This window comes from Cellulosimicrobium sp. SL-1 (genome assembly GCF_011033075.1).
Lineage (GTDB): Bacteria > Actinomycetota > Actinomycetes > Actinomycetales > Cellulomonadaceae > Cellulosimicrobium > Cellulosimicrobium funkei.
In genome coordinates this window covers 30914-49219 of record NZ_JAACJC010000015.1, presented here as the reverse complement: position 1 = coordinate 49219, position 18306 = coordinate 30914, and the positions used below count along the sequence as shown (strand labels likewise).

Here is an 18306-nt window from a genome sequence, read left to right as displayed (position 1 = left end):
GCGGGGTGTGGGTGGTGCGGGGCTCGTCCGGCTGCGGCGGGGTGCGGGGGCGCCGCGGGGCTCGGGTCGCTAGGTGGTGCGCCGGGAGAGGCGCTGCTGGAGCAGGACCGCGCCGACGATGATCGCGCCCTTGGCGATCTGCTGCACGGAGCTGTCGATGTTGTTGATGATGAAGACGTTCGTGAGCGTCGTGAAGATCAGGACACCGAGGACGGTGCCGACGATCGTGCCCCGGCCGCCCGCGAGGAGCGTGCCGCCGACGACGACCGCCGCGATGGTGTCGAGCTCGATGAGCAGGCCGTTGGTCGAGGAGCCGGCGCTCGTGCGGGCGAGGAACATGACGGCGGCGATGCCGGCGGTGAGGCCGGACAGCGCGTACACGTACAGGAGGTGGCGCTTGACCTTGATGCCCGCGAGGCGCGCGGCCTCCGGGTTCCCACCGACGGCGACCGTCCGGCGGCCGAACGTCGTGCGGTTGAAGAGGAACCAGCCGAGCACGGCGACGACCGCGAAGATCCACACGATCTTCGGCACCCCGAGGAGGTTGCCGCGGAAGACGTCGTTGAACCCGTCGACCTGGACGATCTGCGTGCGCTTCTGCGCGATGAGCTCGGCGAGGCCGCGGGCGGCGACGAGCATCGCGAGCGTCGCGATGAACGCCACGACCTTCCCGTAGGCGACGATCAGGCCGTTGAGGAGGCCGGCGCCGATGCCCACCGCGAGCGCGCAGATCACCATGACGACCCAGCCGTACGACTGCGTCGCGAGCGTCGTCGCCCAGACGGAGGCCAGCCCGGCCACGGAGCCGACCGACAGGTCGATGCCGCCCGTCGTGATGACGAACGTCATGCCGATGGCCAAGACGCCGAGGATCGACCCGAGGCTCAGGATGGTCATGAGATTGCTGACGCTCGCGAACCGCTCGCCGCCCGTCGCGAAGCCCACGACGCACAGGAGGAGCAGAGCGACGACGAGGCCGATGTTCCGCCCCGCGGCGCCGGACATGAACCCGCTCCTGCGGCGTTCGCCCGCGGCCTTCTCGACCCGGGCCGACTCGTCGGCCTCCGGCTTCTTCGTCGGCATCGACGCCGACACCTGCTGCTCGCTCACGCGACACTTCCTTCCATGACCATGTCGAGCACCTGGTGCTCGTCGATGGAGCTCGAGGGCCCCTCGTGGACGACGCGACCCTCGGAGACGACGAGGACGCGGTCGGCGAGGCCGAGGACTTCGGGGATCTCGCTGGACACGACGACGACGGCGGCACCCTCGTCGGCGAGCCTGCGGATGAGGGCGTAGATCTCGGCGCGCGCGCCGACGTCGACGCCGCGCGTGGGCTCGTCGAGGAGCAGCACGCGGCAGCCGTGGACGAGCCAGCGGGCGAGCATCGCCTTCTGCTGGTTGCCGCCCGACAGCGTGCGGATGGCCCGGTCGACGCCGGTGGGGCGCAGCTCGAGCGAGTCGGCCTGCTCCTTGGCCGCCTTGCGCTCGGCGCTCTCGTCGAGGAGACCGAAGCGCGCGAAGCGCGAGAACGTCGAGAGCGTGACGTTGCGGTAGACGGGCTCGTCGAGGAGCAGGCCCTGGCTCTTGCGCTCCTCGGGCGCGAGCCCGATCCCGGCACCGACGGCGGAGGCGACGGACCCGGACCGCAGCCTCGTCGAGTCGACGGTCACGGTGCCCGCGGTCGCCTTGCGTGCCCCGTAGACCGTCTCGATGATCTCCGAGCGGCCCGCGCCCACGAGCCCGGCGAGGCCGACGATCTCCCCGGCGCGCACCTGGAACGACACGTCCGCGAACACGCCGCGCAGGCTCAGTCCCGCGACGTCGAGCACGACGGGAGCGGCGTCCACCGGGCCGTCGGAGTCCGGGAAGACGTACTCGACCGAGCGGCCGGTCATGAGCGTGATGAGCTTCGCCGTCGGGGTCTCGGACACCGGGAGGTTCTGCGCGACGGTCCGGCCGTCCTTGAGGACGGTGATGCGGTCGCCGATCTCGCGGATCTCCTCGAGCCGGTGGGAGATGTAGACGACGGCGACCCCCGCCTTGGTCAGCTCCTTGACGACACGGAAGAGGTTGCCCACCTCCTCGGAGTCGAGCACCGCCGAGGGCTCGTCCATGATGATGACGCGCGCGTCGTGGGACAGCGCCCGGGCCATGGAGACGATCTGCTTGCCGGCGGCCGACAGCCGTCCGACCTCCGTGCTCGGCGAGACCTCCGAGTGCCCGAGTCGCTGGAGCAGCTCGCGCGTCTTGCGCACCGCCTCGCGACGCTGGGAGAACCCCATGGTCGCGAGCTCGTGCCCGAGGTAGACGTTCTCCGCGACGGTCAGGCCGTCGACGACGTCGAGCTCCTGGTACATCGTCGCGACGCCGTGCTTCAGCGCTGCCACGGGGTCGGAGATGGTGATGGGCTCGCCGTCGAGGAGGATCTGGCCCTCGGTGGGCTGGTGAGCACCGGCGAGCACCTTGATGAGCGTGGACTTGCCGGCCCCGTTCTGGCCGAGGAGACAGTGGACCTCGCCCGGGAGGATCTCGAGATCGACGCCGTCGAGCGCACGAGCCCCGGGGAAGACCTTGACGATGCCCTGCATCTGCAGGAGCGGCTGGGGAGGGTCTGCGGTGACCATGCGGTGAACCTAGCGAACCTTTTGACGAGCGTCAATCATAAGGTTGTCGTCTTTTGCCACTGTTACCACTCCGTGACCGACAAAAGTGTGCGCGCCCTGATCGCCGAATGGGAACGCTCCCGCGGCTCCCGGGGTGCTGCGGAGGCGATAGTGTCCGGCAAGCCCTGCACGAGCAGGGATGCCGAAGATGCGACGTGCGATCGGGGACCAGGGGGAGCTCGTGGGGCGGTCGTCGCCCGGACCGGAGGCCCACCGTCGGACCTCCACACCTTTCGACGACGTCCATGTCGCCTTGGGAGGGGACAGTAGGGTACCTTTTGGCGATCGTCAAGCAAAAGCCGATGACTCGTCCGCCTGGTACGGACGACCGACGAGAGGCTCCGTGATTCACTGTGCCCATGGAGGAACTGCTGAAGTTCGCGCCGCGCCCGACCGGTGCCGGCGACATGTTCCAGCTGCTCCGGGACGGTCAGCCGCGCACCCGTGCGGACCTCGCAGCGATCACGGGACAGGCGCGGTCCACCATCGCCGCGCGGATCGACCTCCTCATGTCGGCCGGCCTCATCGCCCCCGCGGGCGAGGCCAGCTCGACCGGCGGGCGCCCGCCCGTGACCTTCGCCTTCAGCCCTGAGGCGCGCATCGTGCTCGCCGTGGACCTCGGCGCGACCCACGCCCGCCTCGCCGTCACGGACCTCGCGTCCAACGTGCTCGCCGAGACCGACGCCGCCCTCGCGATCGCGGACGGGCCCGACGTCGTCCTGTCCTGGGTCGCGGACACCGGCGAGAAGCTCGTCGCGACCACGGGGCGCAGCATCGACGACCTGGTCAGCGTCGGCGTCGGCCTCCCCGGCCCCGTCGAGCACTCCTCCGGGCGGCCCATCAACCCGCCGATCATGCCCGCGTGGGACGACGTCGACGTCCCCGGGATCCTGCAGAAGCGGTTCGACGCCTCCGTGCTCGTCGACAACGACGTGAACATCATGGCGCTGGGCGAGCACCGCACCGCGTGGCCCGCGGTCACCGACATGCTCTTCGTCAAGGTCGCGACGGGCATCGGCTCGGGCATCATCGCCGACGGCGAGCTCCGGCGCGGCGCGCAGGGCGCCGCGGGCGACATCGGGCACGTCGCCGTCCCCAGCGCCGCCGACGTCCCGTGCCGCTGCGGCAACGTGGGCTGCCTCGAGGCCGTCGCGAGCGGCCAGGCAGTCGCCGCAGCCCTCGCCGCCGCGGGCCTCGACGCGACCACCAGCTCCGACGTCGTCGCGCTCGTCCGCGGCGGCGACCTCGCCGCGAGCCAGGCCGTGCGCCAGGCCGGGCGCGACATCGGCTCCGTGCTCGCGGCGTGCGTCAGCCTGCTCAACCCCTCGCTCATCGTCATCGGTGGCATCGTCGCCGAGGCGGGCGAGCACCTCATCGCGGGCATCCGCGAGATCGTCTACCAGCGCTCGCTGCCCCTCGCGACGCAGCACCTGCGCATCGTCACCTCGCAGGCACGAGGTCAGGCCGGCGTGCTCGGTGCGAGCGCCATGGCCGTCGATCACGTACTCTCGCCCGCAGCGATCGACGCGCTCATCGCCTGAGCGCGGTCGACGGGGGCCGCTGCCCGCGCGCGCGGGCGCGACGAGTGTGACGAAGCACGAGGAGGAGTCATGACCGAGCGGAACCGTCGAGCGCTCGTGGTCCGGGGCGGGTGGCCCGGGCACGCACCCGAGGAGGCCGCCGAGCTGTTCATCCCGTTCCTCGAGGCGTCCGGCTACGACGTGACGCTCGAGGGGTCGCTCGAGGCGTACGCCGACGAGGAGTTCATGACGAGCCTCGACCTCGTCGTGCAGTGCTGGACGATGGGCGAGATCCTCCCGGACGAGATGCGCGGCCTGCGCACGGCCATCGCGAACGGCACCGGGTTCGCGGGCTGGCACGGCGGCATCGTCGACTCGTTCCGGCTCGCCACCGACTACCTGCAGATGGTGGGCGGGCAGTTCGCCGCCCACGCGCACGACCTCGTGGACCACACGATCGAGATCGTGCCCGAGCGCGGGGACCACCCGATCGTCGCGGGGATCGACTCGATCGCGCTGCACTCGGAGCAGTACTGGGTGCTCGCCGACTCGTACAACGACGTCCTCGCGACGACGACGATCCTCCCGCGCGACGGCGACCCGTGGCACGAGCCCGTCGTCTCCCCCGCCGTGTGGACGCGACGCTGGGGCGCCGGGCGCATCTTCGTGTGCGCGGCGGGGCACCAGCTCGCCGACCTCGAGGTGCCTCCGATCCGCACGATCGTCGAGCGCGGCATCCTCTGGGCGAGCCGCTGAGCCCGCGCGCATGACCGCGTTCCGCGGCCTGCTCGCCTACCCGATCACGCCCCTCACCGACGACGACGCCCCCGACCTCGACGCTCTCGGCCGCCTGGTCCGGGACGCCGCCGGGGCCGGGGTCGACGGCGTCGTGGTGCTCGCGTCGTCGGGCGCCGGGGTCACGTTCGACCCGGACGAGCGTGACGCCGTCGTGCGGGCGGCCGTGGCCGCGGGGTCGACGGGCCCCACAGCCGTACCCGTCCACGTCGCCGTGAGCGGCGCGTCGACGCGCGAGGTCCTCGCACGGTCCCGTGCCGCGCGCGACGCGGGCGCCGACGGGCTCGTGCTCGCGCCGTTCTCCTACCTCCCGCTCGACGAGGCGGAGGTCGTGGCGCTGTTCGAGGCGGTCGCGGCGGACGTCGACCTGCCGGTGTGCTTCTACAACCGCAGCGTCCAGACCGCGTACGACCTCACGCCGGGCGCCCTGGCGCACCTCGCCCGCACGACGAACGTCGTCGCGGTCAAGGACGCGGCGTCGACGCCCGCGCGACCCGGAGGGCGGGTCGCCGAGCTGCGGGCCGCGACCGACGGCCTAGGTGTGAGCGTCGGGCTGAGCGGCGACGTCCCTCTCGTGCGCGGCGCCGAGCCGGCCGACGCCTGGCACACCGGGCTCGCCGCGCTCGTCCCGGCGGAGTACGTCGCGCTCCGCCGCGCCCGCACCGCGCGCGCGGTGCCCGACGCGCGGGTCGCCCGCTGGCTGCACGACCTGACCGCCGCGCTCGCCGACCTGCGCCCGGTGAGCGGGTTCCACGCTCTCGCCACCCTGCTCGGCATGCCGACCGCTCCCCCGCGCGGGCCGTCGCTCCCCGTCCCGCCCGACGGCGTCGCGCGGCTGCGCGAGGTCGTCGCCCGGCGGCCTGGGGGCTGAGGCGTCAGACCGCCGCGAGCACCGCGGCGTGCAGGTCGAGCAGGCCGGTGGTGCGCTCGCTCGGGCCGCGGCCGAAGCCGCACTCCGTCGCGACGCCGACCGGACGGTCGCCGAGCACCGACGCCGCCGCGGCGAGCCGACGGCGGGCGCCCTCGACACCGTCCTCGTGGTGCAGGAGCCCGAGGTAGAGCTCCGTCGCCGGGTCCAGGCGCAGGTCCGCCAGCGGCGCGACGTACGCGACGTCGTCGCGCGCGATCGGGACGGGCAGGTGGACCCACTGGACCGGCCGGTCGAGGTGCTCCACGAGGGCGTTCGCGACGCGGACGAGGTTCGCGGCGTCCGTCGGCTCGACGAAGTGCTTCTCCGCGACGTCGCCGTAGCAGAGGTGGAACCCCAGCTCGGCCCCGGCGGGCACGTGCCGCGCGAACGCCGCGGCCCGGTGCGCGCACCCCGCGACGACGTCCTCGTCTCCCCCGGCCTCGGCGTCGAACCACGCGCGCGCGGCCCCGCCGCCGAGGTTCGCGCCCTCGACGAACGCGAACTCGGTCGCGAGGTCGACCTGGACCGCGAGGTCCTCCGCGGGGATCGCGGCGGTGATCGCCGCGAGCTCGCGGACGAGCGCGGCCTCGTACGCCGGGTGCACCGCCGCGCGGTCCTGGGGCGCGACGAACGCCGTCACCGGCGCGAGCGGCGAGGGCAGGCACACCTGGAAGCGGGCCCCGGCCGGGAGTGCCCCCTCCTCGCGCAGCGCGACGAAGTCGGCGAACGAGGCGAGGGCCGCGTCGGCGTAGCCGAGCGGGCCGAACCGCAGGTCCGCCGCGTCGACGGAGCCGTCGAGGACGTGCGGGCGCACGTCGAACCCCGCGACGACGACCGGGTCCACCGGGACGCGTGCGAGGCCGTCTACGGCGGAGAACCGCTCGCCCTGGAAGAGGATCCAGTGGAACCGCTCGCCGACCTCCCCGTCGGGGACGCGGCGCACGTGGTCGCCGAGGCGCTCCCCCACCGCCCGGAAGGTCTCACGCGCGGTCGGCAGGTTCACGGAGCCCACGAGGTGGGCGCCACGCAGGGTCGGGAGGGTCCGGGACGGGGCGGTGGTGGCGTCGAGCACCGGAGCATCGTAGGCGCCCGGCCCGACGCGCGGCTCAGCCGTCCGCGCCGGGCTCTCCCCCGCCGTCCGTGGCCGGGGCGTCGCCCGCGTCGTCCGAGGCCGGGCCCGCACCGAGGCGGTCGGCCACGGCGTCGGGCCCTCCGGCGAGGAGCGCGACGAAGCCCTCCTCGTCGAGGATCGGCAGCCCGAGGTCGCGCGCCTTCGTCTCCTTGGAGCCGGCGCTCGCCCCGACGACGACGTAGTCCGTCTTCTTCGAGACCGACCCGGACGCCTTGCCGCCCGCCGCGATGACGGCTTCCTTGGCGCCGTCGCGGCTGAACCCCTCGAGCGATCCCGTCACGACGACCGTCAGCCCGGCGAGCGGACCGGTCGGCTCCTGGCGCGCGCCGGGGCCGGGGTGGTCGGGGATCTCGAAGCGCACCCCGGCCGCCCGCCAGCGGTCGACGATCTCGACGTGCCAGCCGACGGTGAACCACTCGACGACCTGGTCGGCGATCACGGGCCCGACGCCCTCGACCGCGGCGAGCTCGTCGCGCGTCGCGGCCCGGATCGCGTCGAGCGAGCCGAACCAGTCCGCGAGGGCACGCGCCGCGACCGGGCCCACGTGCCGGATGTTCAGGCTGACGAGGATGCGCCAGAGGTCCTTCGTCTTCGCGAGCTCGAGCTCCTCCACGAGCTTCGTCGCGTTGGTCGACGCCTCGAAGAGCGGCTCCCCCGCCTCGATCGCCTCACGCTCCGCGGCCTTCGACAGCTTGCGCTTCTTCCGGAACGGCCACACGGACTTGACGGTCGCGGTCGAGCCGTCGGGCATGGTGATCTCGGCCGGCTCGCCCGTGCCGTCGTACTCGCGCGGCAGCCCGGTCTCGGAGTCGCGCACGACGACCCGGATCGGGACGAGCTGCTCGACGCTCAGCTCGAACAGCCCGGCCTCCGTGCGCAGCGGCGGCTCGGCCGGCTCGAGCGGCTGCGTGAGCGCGGCCGCCGTCACCTCGCCGAGCACCTCGACGTCGAGCCCCCCGCGCGACCCGATGTGCTCGACCCGGCCGCGCACCTGGGCGGGGCACGACTCGGCGTTGGGGCAGCGCAGGTCGACGTCGCCCTCCTTCATGGGGCGCAGCGGCGTGCCGCACTCCGGGCAGTCCGCGGGCATGACGAAGTCCTCGCGCGGGTAGCCGTCGTCCGCGAGCGCCGCGACCGGGCCCAGGATCTCGGGGATGACGTCGCCCGCCTTGCGCAGCACGACCATGTCGCCGATGCGCACGCCCTTCGCGCGGACGACGTCCTGGTTGTGCAGGGTCGCCTGGCGCACCGTGCTGCCCGCGACCTTGACCGGCTCCATGACGGCGTACGGGGTCGCGCGGCCCGTGCGGCCGACACCGACCTGGATCGCGAGGAGGCGCGTGTTGACCTCCTCGGGCGGGTACTTGTAGGCGATGGCCCACCGGGGCGCGCGGCTCGTGGCGCCGAGCCGCCTCTGGAGCGCGAGCTCGTCGACCTTGACGACGATCCCGTCGAGCTCGTGCTCGATGTCGTGCCGGTGCTCGCCGAAGTAGGCGATGCGCTCCATGACCTCGTCGAGGCCGTGCACGACCCGGTTGTGCGGCGACACCGGCACGCCCCACTGCTCGAACAGGGCGTAGGCGTCGGACTGCCGCGCGAGCTCGGCGTGCTCGCCGGCCTCCCACTGGAGCGCGCCGACGCCGTGCGCGTACATGCGCAGGTTGCGGCTCGCGGTGACGGCCGGGTCCTTCTGGCGCAGCGACCCGGCCGCGGTGTTGCGCGGGTTCGCGTACGGCGCCTGGCCCGCGGCGACGAGCTTCTCGTTGAGCGCGGCGAAGTCCGCGACACCCATGAACACCTCGCCGCGGATCTCGATGACGTCGGGGTGCGTCGCGGGGTCGCCGGCGAGGCGCTGCGGGATGCTCGGGATCGTCCGCACGTTGGCGGACACGTCCTCGCCCGTGCGCCCGTCGCCGCGCGTGGCGGCCCGCACCAGACGGCCCTTCTCGTAGAGCAGCGCGATCGCGAGGCCGTCGATCTTGACCTCGCACAGGTAGTCCACCTCGGCGTCCGCGGCCACGCCCAGGTCGCGGTGCACGCGTGCCGCCCACGCGGCGAGGTCCTCGGCGCTGAAGGCGTTGTCGAGGGAGAGCATGGGCTCGAGGTGCTGGACGGTCGCGAAGCCGGCCGCGGCCCGCCCGCCCACGCGCTGCGTCGGTGACTCGGGCGTCTGGAGGGCGGGGTGCGCGGCCTCGAGCGCCTGCAGCTCGTGCATCCGCGCGTCGTACTCCGCGTCGGACGAGACCGGCTGGTCCTCCTCGTAGTAGGCCCGCTGGTCGGCCTCGACCTGCGCGACGAGCTCGGCCCAGCGCCGCTGCGCCGCGGCTTCGTCGAGCTCGGCGGCGGACGACGCCGCGGGCACGTCCTCGTCCGTCGGGGTCGGGGGGGTCGGCGCTGACGTCGCGGGGGTGCTCTCGCTCACCCGCACATCATCGCGCGGACCGCCCACATCTGCCGCCCCCGGACCGCACCCCGGCGGGCCCTCACCCCCAGCCGTGCGAGGCGTCCTCGTGCATCGGCGGGCACGTCCCGCCCGGCTCCGTCGCGGCCTCGAAGTGCCACATCTCGTTCGCGTACGTGCGGCACAGGCCGAACCGGGGGCCGTGCTCGCCGAGCCACAGCGCGCCGTCCGTCGGCCCGACGTCGATCGCGAGGCCCGCGACGTGCTCGGAGGTCTCGGGCGGGAGCACCCACCGGTGGGCCTCCTCGGGCGACCCGTAGCGCTCGAGCGCCGCCTCGACGAGCTGCTCCTGCTCCGCCGCGGTGCGCCACCCCGAGGTGAGCGTCAGCTCGACCCCCTCGGCGTCTGCGGCGGCCCGCGCCTCGTCGAAGCGCCGCTCGAGCTCGGGGTCCAGCCCGGTCGCGGTCTGGGGGCGCAACGTGGGCGACGGGTCGGCGACGGCGTCGCCGTCGTGCGTCGTCACGGTGAGGTACGTGAGCGCGCCTGCCGCGCCGAGCGCGCCGACGGCGAGGACGCCGAGCACGGTCCGGGCGACGCGCCGCGGGCCGCGAGGGCCCGGGACGTGGCGGGCGGGCGGGGTGGGGCGCAGGGGTGTCGTGGTCATGGGACGAGGCTCGCCCGCGGAGACCTCGCGCCACATCGACCCGACGGCGACTCCTCGACCCCGCCGTGCGGTGCAGCCGGGCGGGGAGCGTCCGCCCCCGGCCCGACGTCGTTCCGCCCTGGGGCGGAGGCGGCACGGGCCGGGTTCCCACCCGGGGCGGTGCCGCGCACGACCCGCCCCGGCTACCGTGGACGCGTGCCCCCGACGACCCGCCTGCCCGTGTGGGCGCAGGACCTCGCGACCGCGCTCGTCGCGGGCGCCGTGTGGTTCACCGTGGTCATGGTCATGGAGCGCGGCGACTACTGGTACCCGCGCTTCCCCGACTCGTACCGGGTCGCCGGGCTGGGGATCGTGCTCGCGCTCGCGCTGCGGCGCGTCGCGCCCGGCCCGCTGTTCTGGGGCACCGTCACGCTCTACCCGCTCGCGATCCCCTGGATCATGCAGACCCCGTTCGAGCTCGTGCCGCTCATGATCGCGGCCTTCGCGGCGACCCGGTCCGGGGCGGTGCCGCCGGTCCTGGCGACCGTCGGCGCAGGCCTCGCGGCGTTCGCGCTGCAGCTCGCGGGGCGCCCGGGCCTCGTCCTGCCGCCCCGGCCCTTCTTCGTCGAGGAGCTCTGGGTCGCGAACTCCCCCTCCGACGTCGTCCTCGCGCTCGCCCTCGTGCTCGTCGCGGTCGCCGCCGGGTACTTCTTCCGCCGCCTCGCCCTCACGTCCGAGAGCCTGCGCGAGCGCAACGCCGAGCTCCAGGAGCTCCAGGCCGAGCTCGCGGAGCGCGCCGTGCTCGCCGAGCGCACGCGGATCGCGCGTGAGCTGCACGACGTCGTCGCGCACCACATGTCGGCGATCGTCGTGCGCGCCCAGGCGGCGGACCGCGTCGCGGCGAACCGCCCGGACGCGCCGGCCGAGGCCGTGCGGTGGATCGCCGACGAGGGCAAGCAGGCGCTCACCGCGATGCGGTCCGTCGTGCAGGTGCTGCGCCGCGGCACCGAGGCCGACGGCGGCACCGCGGCCCTCGCCCCGACGCCCGACGGCGACCGGGCCGCGGACGAGCTGCGCGCGGCCGCCCGCCGCCTGCGCGACGCCGGGCGCGCCGTCGACCTCACGCTCCCCGACCCGTGGCCCGCGACGAGCGCCGAGTCCGGCCTCGCCGTCGTCCGCATCGCCCAGGAGGCCCTGACCAACGTGCTGCTGCACTCCCTCGCCCACGACGTGACCGTGACGCTGACCGACCGTGCGGGCGACCTGCGCCTGCGCGTCCACGACGCCGGACCGCCGCTGCCGAGCACCGACGGGCGGCAGGGCCACGGCCTGACCTCCATGCGCGAGCGGGCGCTCGCGGCCGGGGGCGCGCTGTCCGCCGGGCCGGACGGGCGCGGCGGCTGGACGGTCGAGGCGCGAGTCCCGCGGGCCGCGGCGTGAGCGCCCCCGGCACGGGCACGACGCCGGTCCGCGTCGTCGTCGTGGACGACCAGGCGACCATCCGGCTGGGCCTGCGCATGATCCTCGACAACGAGCCGGACGTCACGGTCGTCGGCGAGGCCGGGGACGGGGAGACGGCGGTCGCCACGGCGCGCGCCCTGCGCCCCGACGTCCTGCTCATGGACGTGCGCATGCCCCGGCTGGACGGCATCGAGGCGACCGCGCGCATCGTGGCCGACCCCGAGCTCGCGGCGGTGCGCACGCTCGTCCTCACGACGTTCGACGACGACGAGTACGTCTACGGCGCGCTGCGCGCGGGCGCCGCCGGGTTCCTCCTCAAGGACGCGGACCCGCAGTCGCTCGTCGACGCCGTGCACCGCGTCCACGCCGGCGACTCCCTGCTCGACCCGGCGGTCACGGGCCGCATCATCTCGACCTACGTCGAGCTCGCCCGGCAGGCGCCGCTCGCGGCCTCCGACGCCGTCGAGACCGGGTCCGCGGTCACCGGCCTCGACGCGGCGACCCCGCGCGAGCGCGAGGTCCTCCTCGCGGTCGCGCGCGGCCTGTCGAACCGCGAGATCGGGGCGGAGCTGCACCTCACCGAGGCGACCGTGAAGAGCCACGTGCGGTCGCTGCTCACCAAGGTCGGGCTGACGAACCGGGTGCAGCTCGTGATCCTCGCGTACGAGGCCGGGTTCGTGCGGCCGGGCGGCACGGCCTGAGCCAGGCTCACGCCTCCGGGGGCAGGCCCTCGACCGCGCGCCCGAACGCCTCGACGATGCGCCACATGTCGCCGAGCAGCACCTCGAGGCGCTGCTCGAACCCGTCGCCCACGTAGACCCACGTGTCGTGCGACCCGTCCCTGCGGTGGAGCGACACCACGAGCTCCGACGCCGACCGCTCGTCCCGGTGCACGCCGTCCGGCGACGCGTGCGCCGCGAGGGTCGTGGCGGGCACCGTGAGCTCCGGGCCGAGGTGCTTGCGGTCGTGCGGGTGGTCGCCCTCCTCGTGGACGGCCACGCACCACGGCGGGCAGTCGTCCACCTGCCAGGACGGCCTCCCGAGCGGCGAAGCCCACACTGCTGATCCCCCTGTCGTGCTGTCGAGCACGTCGGTCATGCCGATCACCTCCCCGGCGACGGGACCATGATGCCGGGGGCGTCCGACACGCCGGACCGCGCCGTTACGAAGGCGGTGGACGGAGGAGCGAGACGGGGTCGACGTCGAGCCGCTCGGCGAGCTTCTCGACCGAGCGGAGGGTCAGGTTGCGCTCCCCGCGCTCGACCCCGCCCATGTAGGTCCGGTGGACGCCGAGGAACTCGGCGAAGTCCTCCTGGCTCATCCCGCGGCCGACCCGGAGGGTCCGCAGGTTCTCACCCAGCGCGCGCTGCAGATCTCCTTGCACGCGTGCAACCGTCACCCAGCGCTACTCCTCGGTCTACAGACTTATCGGTATCACCCCGTTCTCGAACGACCCCCTCCCCCGCTCCGCGAGGGGCGCCCGCGCGACGCGTGCTACTCATAGATAGCACACTGCAGGCCCTCTCGTCACACGACGGAGCCCGACGGCGGAAGGGGACTCGCGCCGTCGGGCTCCGGGTTTCGTGGGGCCGGGAAGGGTCAGCCGGCCGCCACGCTCCCGGCAGGCGGGGTCGCCGCCTGCCCGTCCTCGGTGCTCGCGCCCTCGTGGGCCGCGAGACGCTCTGCCCGCACGACCTCGCGGCTGCTGCCGCGGTAGGCCGCGACGAGGATGTCGCGCATGTCCTCCAGGACCGGCATCCGCGGGTTCGCCGGGGCGCACTGGTCCTCGAACGACCGGAGCGCGAGGTCGTCCAGGCGGCTCATGAACGCCCGCTCATCGACGCCCTGCGCGGCGAACGTCGCCTCGATGCCCACCTTGGCGCGCAGCTCCTCGACCGCCCTCGCGTACGACTCGACGCCCTCCTCCGGGGTGGAGGCCGGCAGCCCGAGGTGCTTCGCGATCTCCTGGAACCGCTCCGGGGCCACGTAGCGCTCGTACTTGGGCCAGCTCGTGAGCTTCGTGGGCACCTGGCCGTTGTAGCGGATCACGTGCGGCAGGAGCACCGCGTTGGTGCGCCCGTGCACGAGGTGGAAGGTCGAGCCCACGGTGTGCGCCATGGCGTGCACGATGCCGAGCATCGCCGAGCCGAACGCCATGCCCGCGATGGTCGCCGCGTTGTGCATCTTCTCGCGGGCCTTCGGGGCCGCCGCGCCCTGCGTGACCGAGTCCTCGATGTGCTCGAAGACCATCTTGATCGCCTGCAGGCACAGCCCGTCGGTGAAGTCGTTCGCGTAGACGGAGACGAACGCCTCGGTCGCGTGCGTGAGGGCGTCGAAGCCCGAGTCGGCCGCGAGCTTCGCCGGCATGGTGTCCGTGAGCACGGGGTCGACGATGGCGACGGTCGGGGTGAGCGCGTAGTCCGCGAGCGGGTACTTGAAGCCCGTCTCCGGGTCGGTGATCACCGCGAACGGCGTCACCTCCGCGCCGGTGCCCGACGACGTCGGGATGCACACGAGCTTCGCCCTGCCCCCGAGCTCCGGGAACTTGTACGCGCGCTTGCGCACGTCGAAGAACTTCTCCCGCATGTCGGAGAACTCGATCTCCGGGTGCTCGTACCGCAGCCACATGACCTTGGCGGCGTCCATCGGCGACCCGCCGCCGATCGCGATGATCGTGTCGGGCTCGAAGTCGCGCATCGACTCCGCGCCGCGGTTCACGGTGCCGACGCTCGGCTCCGGCTCGACCGCGTCGATGATCTGGATCGCGACCTTCTCCTCGCGGCGGGCGAGGACGTCGAGCACGCGGTCGACGACGCCGATGCGGCTCATGACCTTGTCGGTGACGATCGTGACGCGGTGCACGTCGCGCATCTGCGCGAGGTACTGGATCGAGTTCGGCTCGAAGTACGTCTTGGCGGGCACCTTGAACCACTGCATGTTGTTGTTGCGCCGCCCGATCCGCTTGACGTTGATGAGGTTGACCGCCGACACGTTGTTCGACACCGAGTTCGCGCCGTAGCTGCCGCAGCCCAGCGTGAGCGACGGGAGCAGCGCGTTGTAGATGTCGCCGATGCCGCCGAGCGACGTCGGGCTGTTCCACAGCACGCGCACAGCCTTCACGCGCGACCCGTAGCGCTCGACGAGCGCCTCGTCGGACGTGTGGATGGCGGCCGAGTGGCCCAGGCCGTCGAGCTCGACCATGCGCTCGGCCAGGCGGACGCCGTGCTCGGTGTCCCGCGCGCGCAGCACGGCGAGGACGGGCGTGAGCTTCTCGCGGCTCAGCGGCTCGTCGGGGCCGACGTCGTCGATCTCGGCGAGGATGATCGACGTGTCGTCGGGGACCTCGAACCCCGCCTCGCGCGCGATCCACACGGGCGACTTGCCCACGACCTTCGGGTTGAGCTTCGCCCCGGCGCAGTTCGTGCCGTTCGCCTCGACCCCGAAGATGAGGCGCTCGAGCATCGCCTTCTCGGCGGGCGTCACCCGGTAGGCGTGCAGGCGGGCGAGCTCGCGCATCGCGTCGTCGTAGATCACGTCGTCGAGGATGAGCGCCTGCTCCGAGGCGCACACCATGCCGTTGTCGAACGCCTTCGACATGACGACGTCGTTGATCGCGCGGCCGAGGTCGGCGCTCTTCTCGACGTAGGCGGGGACGTTGCCGGCCCCGACGCCGAGCGCCGGCTTGCCGGCCGAGTAGGCCGCGCGGACCATGCCGTTGCCGCCCGTGGCGAGGATGAGCGCGACGCCGGGGTGGTGCATGAGCGTGCTGGTCGCCTCGATCGACGGGTGCTCGACCCACTGGATGCAGTCGTCGGGCGCGCCGGCCGCGACCGCGGCGTCGCGCACGATGCGGGCCGCCTCGACCGACGAGCGCTGCGCGCTCGGGTGGAACGCGAACACCACGGGGTTGCGCGTCTTGAGCGCGATGAGCGACTTGAAGATCGTGGTCGACGTCGGGTTCGTCACCGGCGTCACGGCGCACACGACGCCGACGGGCTCGGCGATCTCGACGACGCCCGTGAGCTCGTCGCGCCCGATGATGCCGACCGTCTTCAGGTTCGCCATCGAGTTGGGCACGTGCTCGCACGCGAAGATGTTCTTGGTCGCCTTGTCCTCGAAGACGCCGCGCCCGGTCTCGGCGACGGCCATCTGCGCGAGGTGGCCGTGCTGGTGCAGGCCGGCGACGGACGCCTTGAGGACGATCCGGTCGACGTCCTCCTGCGTGAGGCTCATGTACTGGTCGAGCGCCTTGCGGGCCCGCTCGACGAGGACGTCGATCTCGTGCGTCGTGCGGGTGTCCTCGGTGCGGTTCTCGACCTTCGTGCTGGCGCTCTTCGCGCTCATGCGTCCCCTCCGGTGCCCGACCTCGCCGGGCGTCGGCCGCGGGTGTGCCGGGGCCGGGATGCCCCGGCTCCTTCGGCGGTCTCTCTACTTGTGAAGGTTTTCACAAGGCGTTCGTGCCCACAAGGGTCGAGCCCCGATGCGGGCCGAAGGTCCCCGCCTCCTCGTGACCTCCGGACCACGGCCCGCGCGCCGTAGGGTGGGTGACCATGACCGCCGAGCAGACGACGAGCCCCTCGCCCGCGACCGAGAGCCGCGCCGCGACCGACCGACCCGACGGCACCCCCCACGACCCGTACCTCTGGCTCGAGGAGGTCGAGGGCGACGAGGCGCTGGCCTGGGTCCGCGCCCGCAACGCCGAGGTCGCCGACACGCTCGAGACCGCCGACGAGTTCGCCGCGACCGAGCGCGCGATCCGCGAGGTGCTCGACTCCGACGCGAAGATCCCCGAGGTCTCGAAGATCGGCGACCGGTACTACAACTTCTGGCGCGACGCGCAGCACGAGCGCGGCGTCTGGCGGCGCACGACGCTCGAGTCCTACCGCACCGACGACCCGGAGTGGGAGACCGTCCTCGACCTCGACGCGCTCGCCGCGGCCGAGGGCGAGTCGTGGGTCTGGCACGGCGCGAGCGTCCTGCGCCCGACGCCGGAGCAGCTCGCCGCGGGCGAGCCGTGGCGGCACGCGCTCGTCGAGCTCTCCCCCGGCGGCTCCGACGCCGACGTCACGCGCGAGTTCGACCTCGTGGAGAAGCGGTTCGTCGCGCCGGAGGACGGCGGCTTCCACCGCGCCGAGGCCAAGGGCTCGCTCGGCTGGATCGACGCCGACACCGTCTACGTCTTCACCGACTTCGGCCAGGGCACGCTCACGCCGTCCGGGTACCCGCGCGTGGTCAAGCGCTGGACGCGCGGCACCCCGCTCGACGCCGCGGTGACCGTCTACGAGGGCACCGACGACGACATGTACATCTCGGCCTGGCGCTCGCACACGCCCGGGTTCGAGCGCGACTTCGTGCACCGCTCCAAGGCGTTCTACTCCGACGAGCTCTACCTCGCCGAGCGCACCGGCACGCCCGAGCAGCGCCTGACGAAGATCGACGTCCCGGACTCCGCCGAGGTCGGCGTGCGGCGCGAGTGGCTGCTCGTCGAGCTGCGCGACGACTGGACCGTCGGCGGCGCGACGTACCGCGCCGGGTCGCTCCTCGCGGCCCGGTTCGACGACTTCCTCGCGGGCGACCGCGGCTTTACCGTGCTCTTCGAGCCGACGGCGACGACCTCCCTCGCCGGCGCCACGTGGACGCGCCACCACCTCGTCGTCAACGTGCTCGACGACGTGAAGAACCGGCTGCACGTGCTGACGCCGCCGGACGCCGGTGGCGCCGTCGGGCAGGAGGCCGCGGACGCGCCGTGGGTGCGCTCGGAGATCCCGGGCCTGCCCGCGCTGGGCACGGTCGCCGTCGGGGCCGTCGACCCCGTCGACACCGACGACCTCTGGCTCGTCACGACCGACTACCTCACGCCGACGACCCTCTCGCTGCTGTCGCTCGGCGAGCACCCGGGCGACGCGGGCGCGCCCGAGGTCGTCAAGTCCAACCCCGCGTTCTTCGACGCCGACGGCATGACGGTCGCGCAGCACTTCGCCACGTCCGACGACGGCACCCGCGTGCCGTACTTCGTCGTGGGCCGCGCGGACCTCGTCGCGGGGGCGGGCGACGGCGGTACCGGAACCGGCACCGGCACCGCGCCCACGCTCCTGTACGGGTACGGCGGCTTCGAGATCTCGCTCACGCCCGCCTACTCCGGCGCGCTCGGCCGCGCGTGGCTGTCGCAGGGCGGCGTCTACGTCGTCGCGAACATCCGCGGCGGCGGCGAGTACGGGCCCGCGTGGCACCAGGCCGCGCTCAAGGCGAACCGCCACCGCGCCTACGAGGACTTCGCCGCCGTCGCGCGCGACCTCGTCGCCCGCGGGATCACCACCCCCGAGCACCTGGGGATGGAGGGCCGCTCCAACGGCGGCCTGCTCGCCGGCAACATGCTCACGCAGTACCCCGAGCTCTTCGGCGCCGTCATCGTCGGCGTGCCGCTGCTCGACATGCGTCGCTACACGAAGCTCCTCGCGGGGGCGTCGTGGGCCGCGGAGTACGGCGACCCGGACGACCCCGAGCAGTGGGAGTTCATCCGCACGTTCTCGCCGTACCACCTGTTCGACGCCGAGCGCGACTACCCGCCCGTGCTGTTCACGACGTCGACCAAGGACGACCGCGTCCACCCGGGCCACGCGCGCAAGCTCGCCGCGAAGATGCTGGGCGAGGGCAAGGACGTCACGTACTACGAGAACATCGAGGGCGGCCACGGCGGCGCCGCGAACAACGCCCAGGCCGCGCACATGGCCGCGGTGCACTACCGCTTCCTCGCCGAGCGCCTCGGCTGACCGGGCCC

14 protein-coding genes are annotated in these 18306 nt (G+C 73.5%); 6 read left to right on the top strand and 8 right to left on the bottom strand.

What is annotated here, in order from left to right; all coding sequences use genetic code 11:
* Positions 1 to 69 precede the first annotated feature (69 nt).
* Complete coding sequence (locus tag GWJ10_RS19305) at positions 70 to 1110, bottom strand: ABC transporter permease (RefSeq protein ID WP_241005907.1); 1041 nt, start codon at positions 1108 to 1110, stop codon at positions 70 to 72.
* The gene (locus tag GWJ10_RS19300; protein WP_061268729.1) at positions 1107 to 2627 is read right to left on the bottom strand and encodes a sugar ABC transporter ATP-binding protein; all 1521 of its coding nucleotides are present in this window, start codon (positions 2625 to 2627) and stop codon (positions 1107 to 1109) included. Before GWJ10_RS19300 ends, GWJ10_RS19305 begins: the two co-directional genes overlap by 4 nt.
* 398 nt (positions 2628 to 3025) lie before the next feature.
* Between GWJ10_RS19300 and GWJ10_RS19295 the strand changes: the two genes are divergently transcribed.
* From GWJ10_RS19295 to GWJ10_RS19285, 3 genes are all read left to right on the top strand, one after another.
* Positions 3026 to 4207, top strand: a complete 1182-nt coding sequence (locus GWJ10_RS19295; protein WP_061268728.1) for an ROK family protein — start codon at positions 3026 to 3028, stop codon at positions 4205 to 4207.
* Positions 4208 to 4276: 69 nt separating this feature from the next.
* Entirely contained in the window at positions 4277 to 4942 is a 666-nt protein-coding gene (locus tag GWJ10_RS19290) for a ThuA domain-containing protein (protein ID WP_021483712.1), read from the top strand.
* Between the two features lie 10 nt (positions 4943 to 4952).
* The gene (locus tag GWJ10_RS19285; protein ID WP_076406049.1) at positions 4953 to 5852 is read left to right on the top strand and encodes a dihydrodipicolinate synthase family protein; all 900 of its coding nucleotides are present in this window, start codon (positions 4953 to 4955) and stop codon (positions 5850 to 5852) included.
* A gap of 4 nt (positions 5853 to 5856) precedes the next feature.
* On the opposite strand, the gene GWJ10_RS19280 is transcribed toward GWJ10_RS19285, so the two are convergent.
* The 3 genes from GWJ10_RS19280 to GWJ10_RS19270 all read right to left on the bottom strand — a co-directional run bounded on the left by GWJ10_RS19280 (position 5857) and on the right by GWJ10_RS19270 (position 10088).
* On the bottom strand, positions 5857 to 6963 hold the full coding sequence (locus tag GWJ10_RS19280) for a hypothetical protein (protein WP_163188933.1): 1107 nt from the start codon (positions 6961 to 6963) through the stop codon (positions 5857 to 5859).
* Positions 6964 to 6997: 34 nt separating this feature from the next.
* A complete protein-coding gene (ligA, locus tag GWJ10_RS19275; RefSeq protein WP_061268739.1) occupies positions 6998 to 9385 on the bottom strand; it encodes an NAD-dependent DNA ligase LigA in 2388 nt (795 codons plus the stop codon).
* Between the two features lie 121 nt (positions 9386 to 9506).
* Positions 9507 to 10088: a M15 family metallopeptidase gene (locus tag GWJ10_RS19270; protein WP_081896044.1), complete on the bottom strand. Its 582-nt coding sequence runs from the start codon at positions 10086 to 10088 to the stop codon at positions 9507 to 9509.
* 195 nt (positions 10089 to 10283) lie between these two features.
* Here GWJ10_RS19270 and GWJ10_RS19265 point away from each other — a divergent pair, with 195 nt between their 5' ends.
* Positions 10284 to 11507, top strand: a complete 1224-nt coding sequence (locus GWJ10_RS19265) for a histidine kinase (RefSeq protein WP_163188932.1) — start codon at positions 10284 to 10286, stop codon at positions 11505 to 11507.
* Positions 11504 to 12229, top strand: coding sequence for a response regulator transcription factor (locus GWJ10_RS19260; protein WP_277394962.1), 726 nt, complete (start codon positions 11504 to 11506; stop codon positions 12227 to 12229). The genes GWJ10_RS19265 and GWJ10_RS19260 overlap by 4 nt, the downstream gene beginning before the upstream one ends.
* A gap of 7 nt (positions 12230 to 12236) precedes the next feature.
* Here GWJ10_RS19260 and GWJ10_RS19255 read toward each other — a convergent pair whose 3' ends face one another.
* From GWJ10_RS19255 to adhE, 3 genes are all read right to left on the bottom strand, one after another.
* Positions 12237 to 12626 carry a hypothetical protein gene (locus GWJ10_RS19255; RefSeq protein ID WP_128957449.1) on the bottom strand — a complete coding sequence of 130 codons (390 nt, stop codon included), beginning with the start codon at positions 12624 to 12626 and terminating at the stop codon, positions 12237 to 12239.
* A 64-nt stretch (positions 12627 to 12690) separates the two neighbouring features.
* Positions 12691 to 12912: a helix-turn-helix transcriptional regulator gene (locus GWJ10_RS19250; RefSeq protein WP_031315411.1), complete on the bottom strand. Its 222-nt coding sequence runs from the start codon at positions 12910 to 12912 to the stop codon at positions 12691 to 12693.
* Between the two features lie 215 nt (positions 12913 to 13127).
* A complete protein-coding gene (adhE, locus tag GWJ10_RS19245; protein ID WP_163188931.1) occupies positions 13128 to 15872 on the bottom strand; it encodes a bifunctional acetaldehyde-CoA/alcohol dehydrogenase in 2745 nt (914 codons plus the stop codon).
* A gap of 206 nt (positions 15873 to 16078) precedes the next feature.
* Between adhE and GWJ10_RS19240 the strand changes: the two genes are divergently transcribed.
* The gene (locus GWJ10_RS19240; protein WP_163188930.1) at positions 16079 to 18298 is read left to right on the top strand and encodes a prolyl oligopeptidase family serine peptidase; all 2220 of its coding nucleotides are present in this window, start codon (positions 16079 to 16081) and stop codon (positions 18296 to 18298) included.
* Positions 18299 to 18306 lie beyond the last annotated feature (8 nt).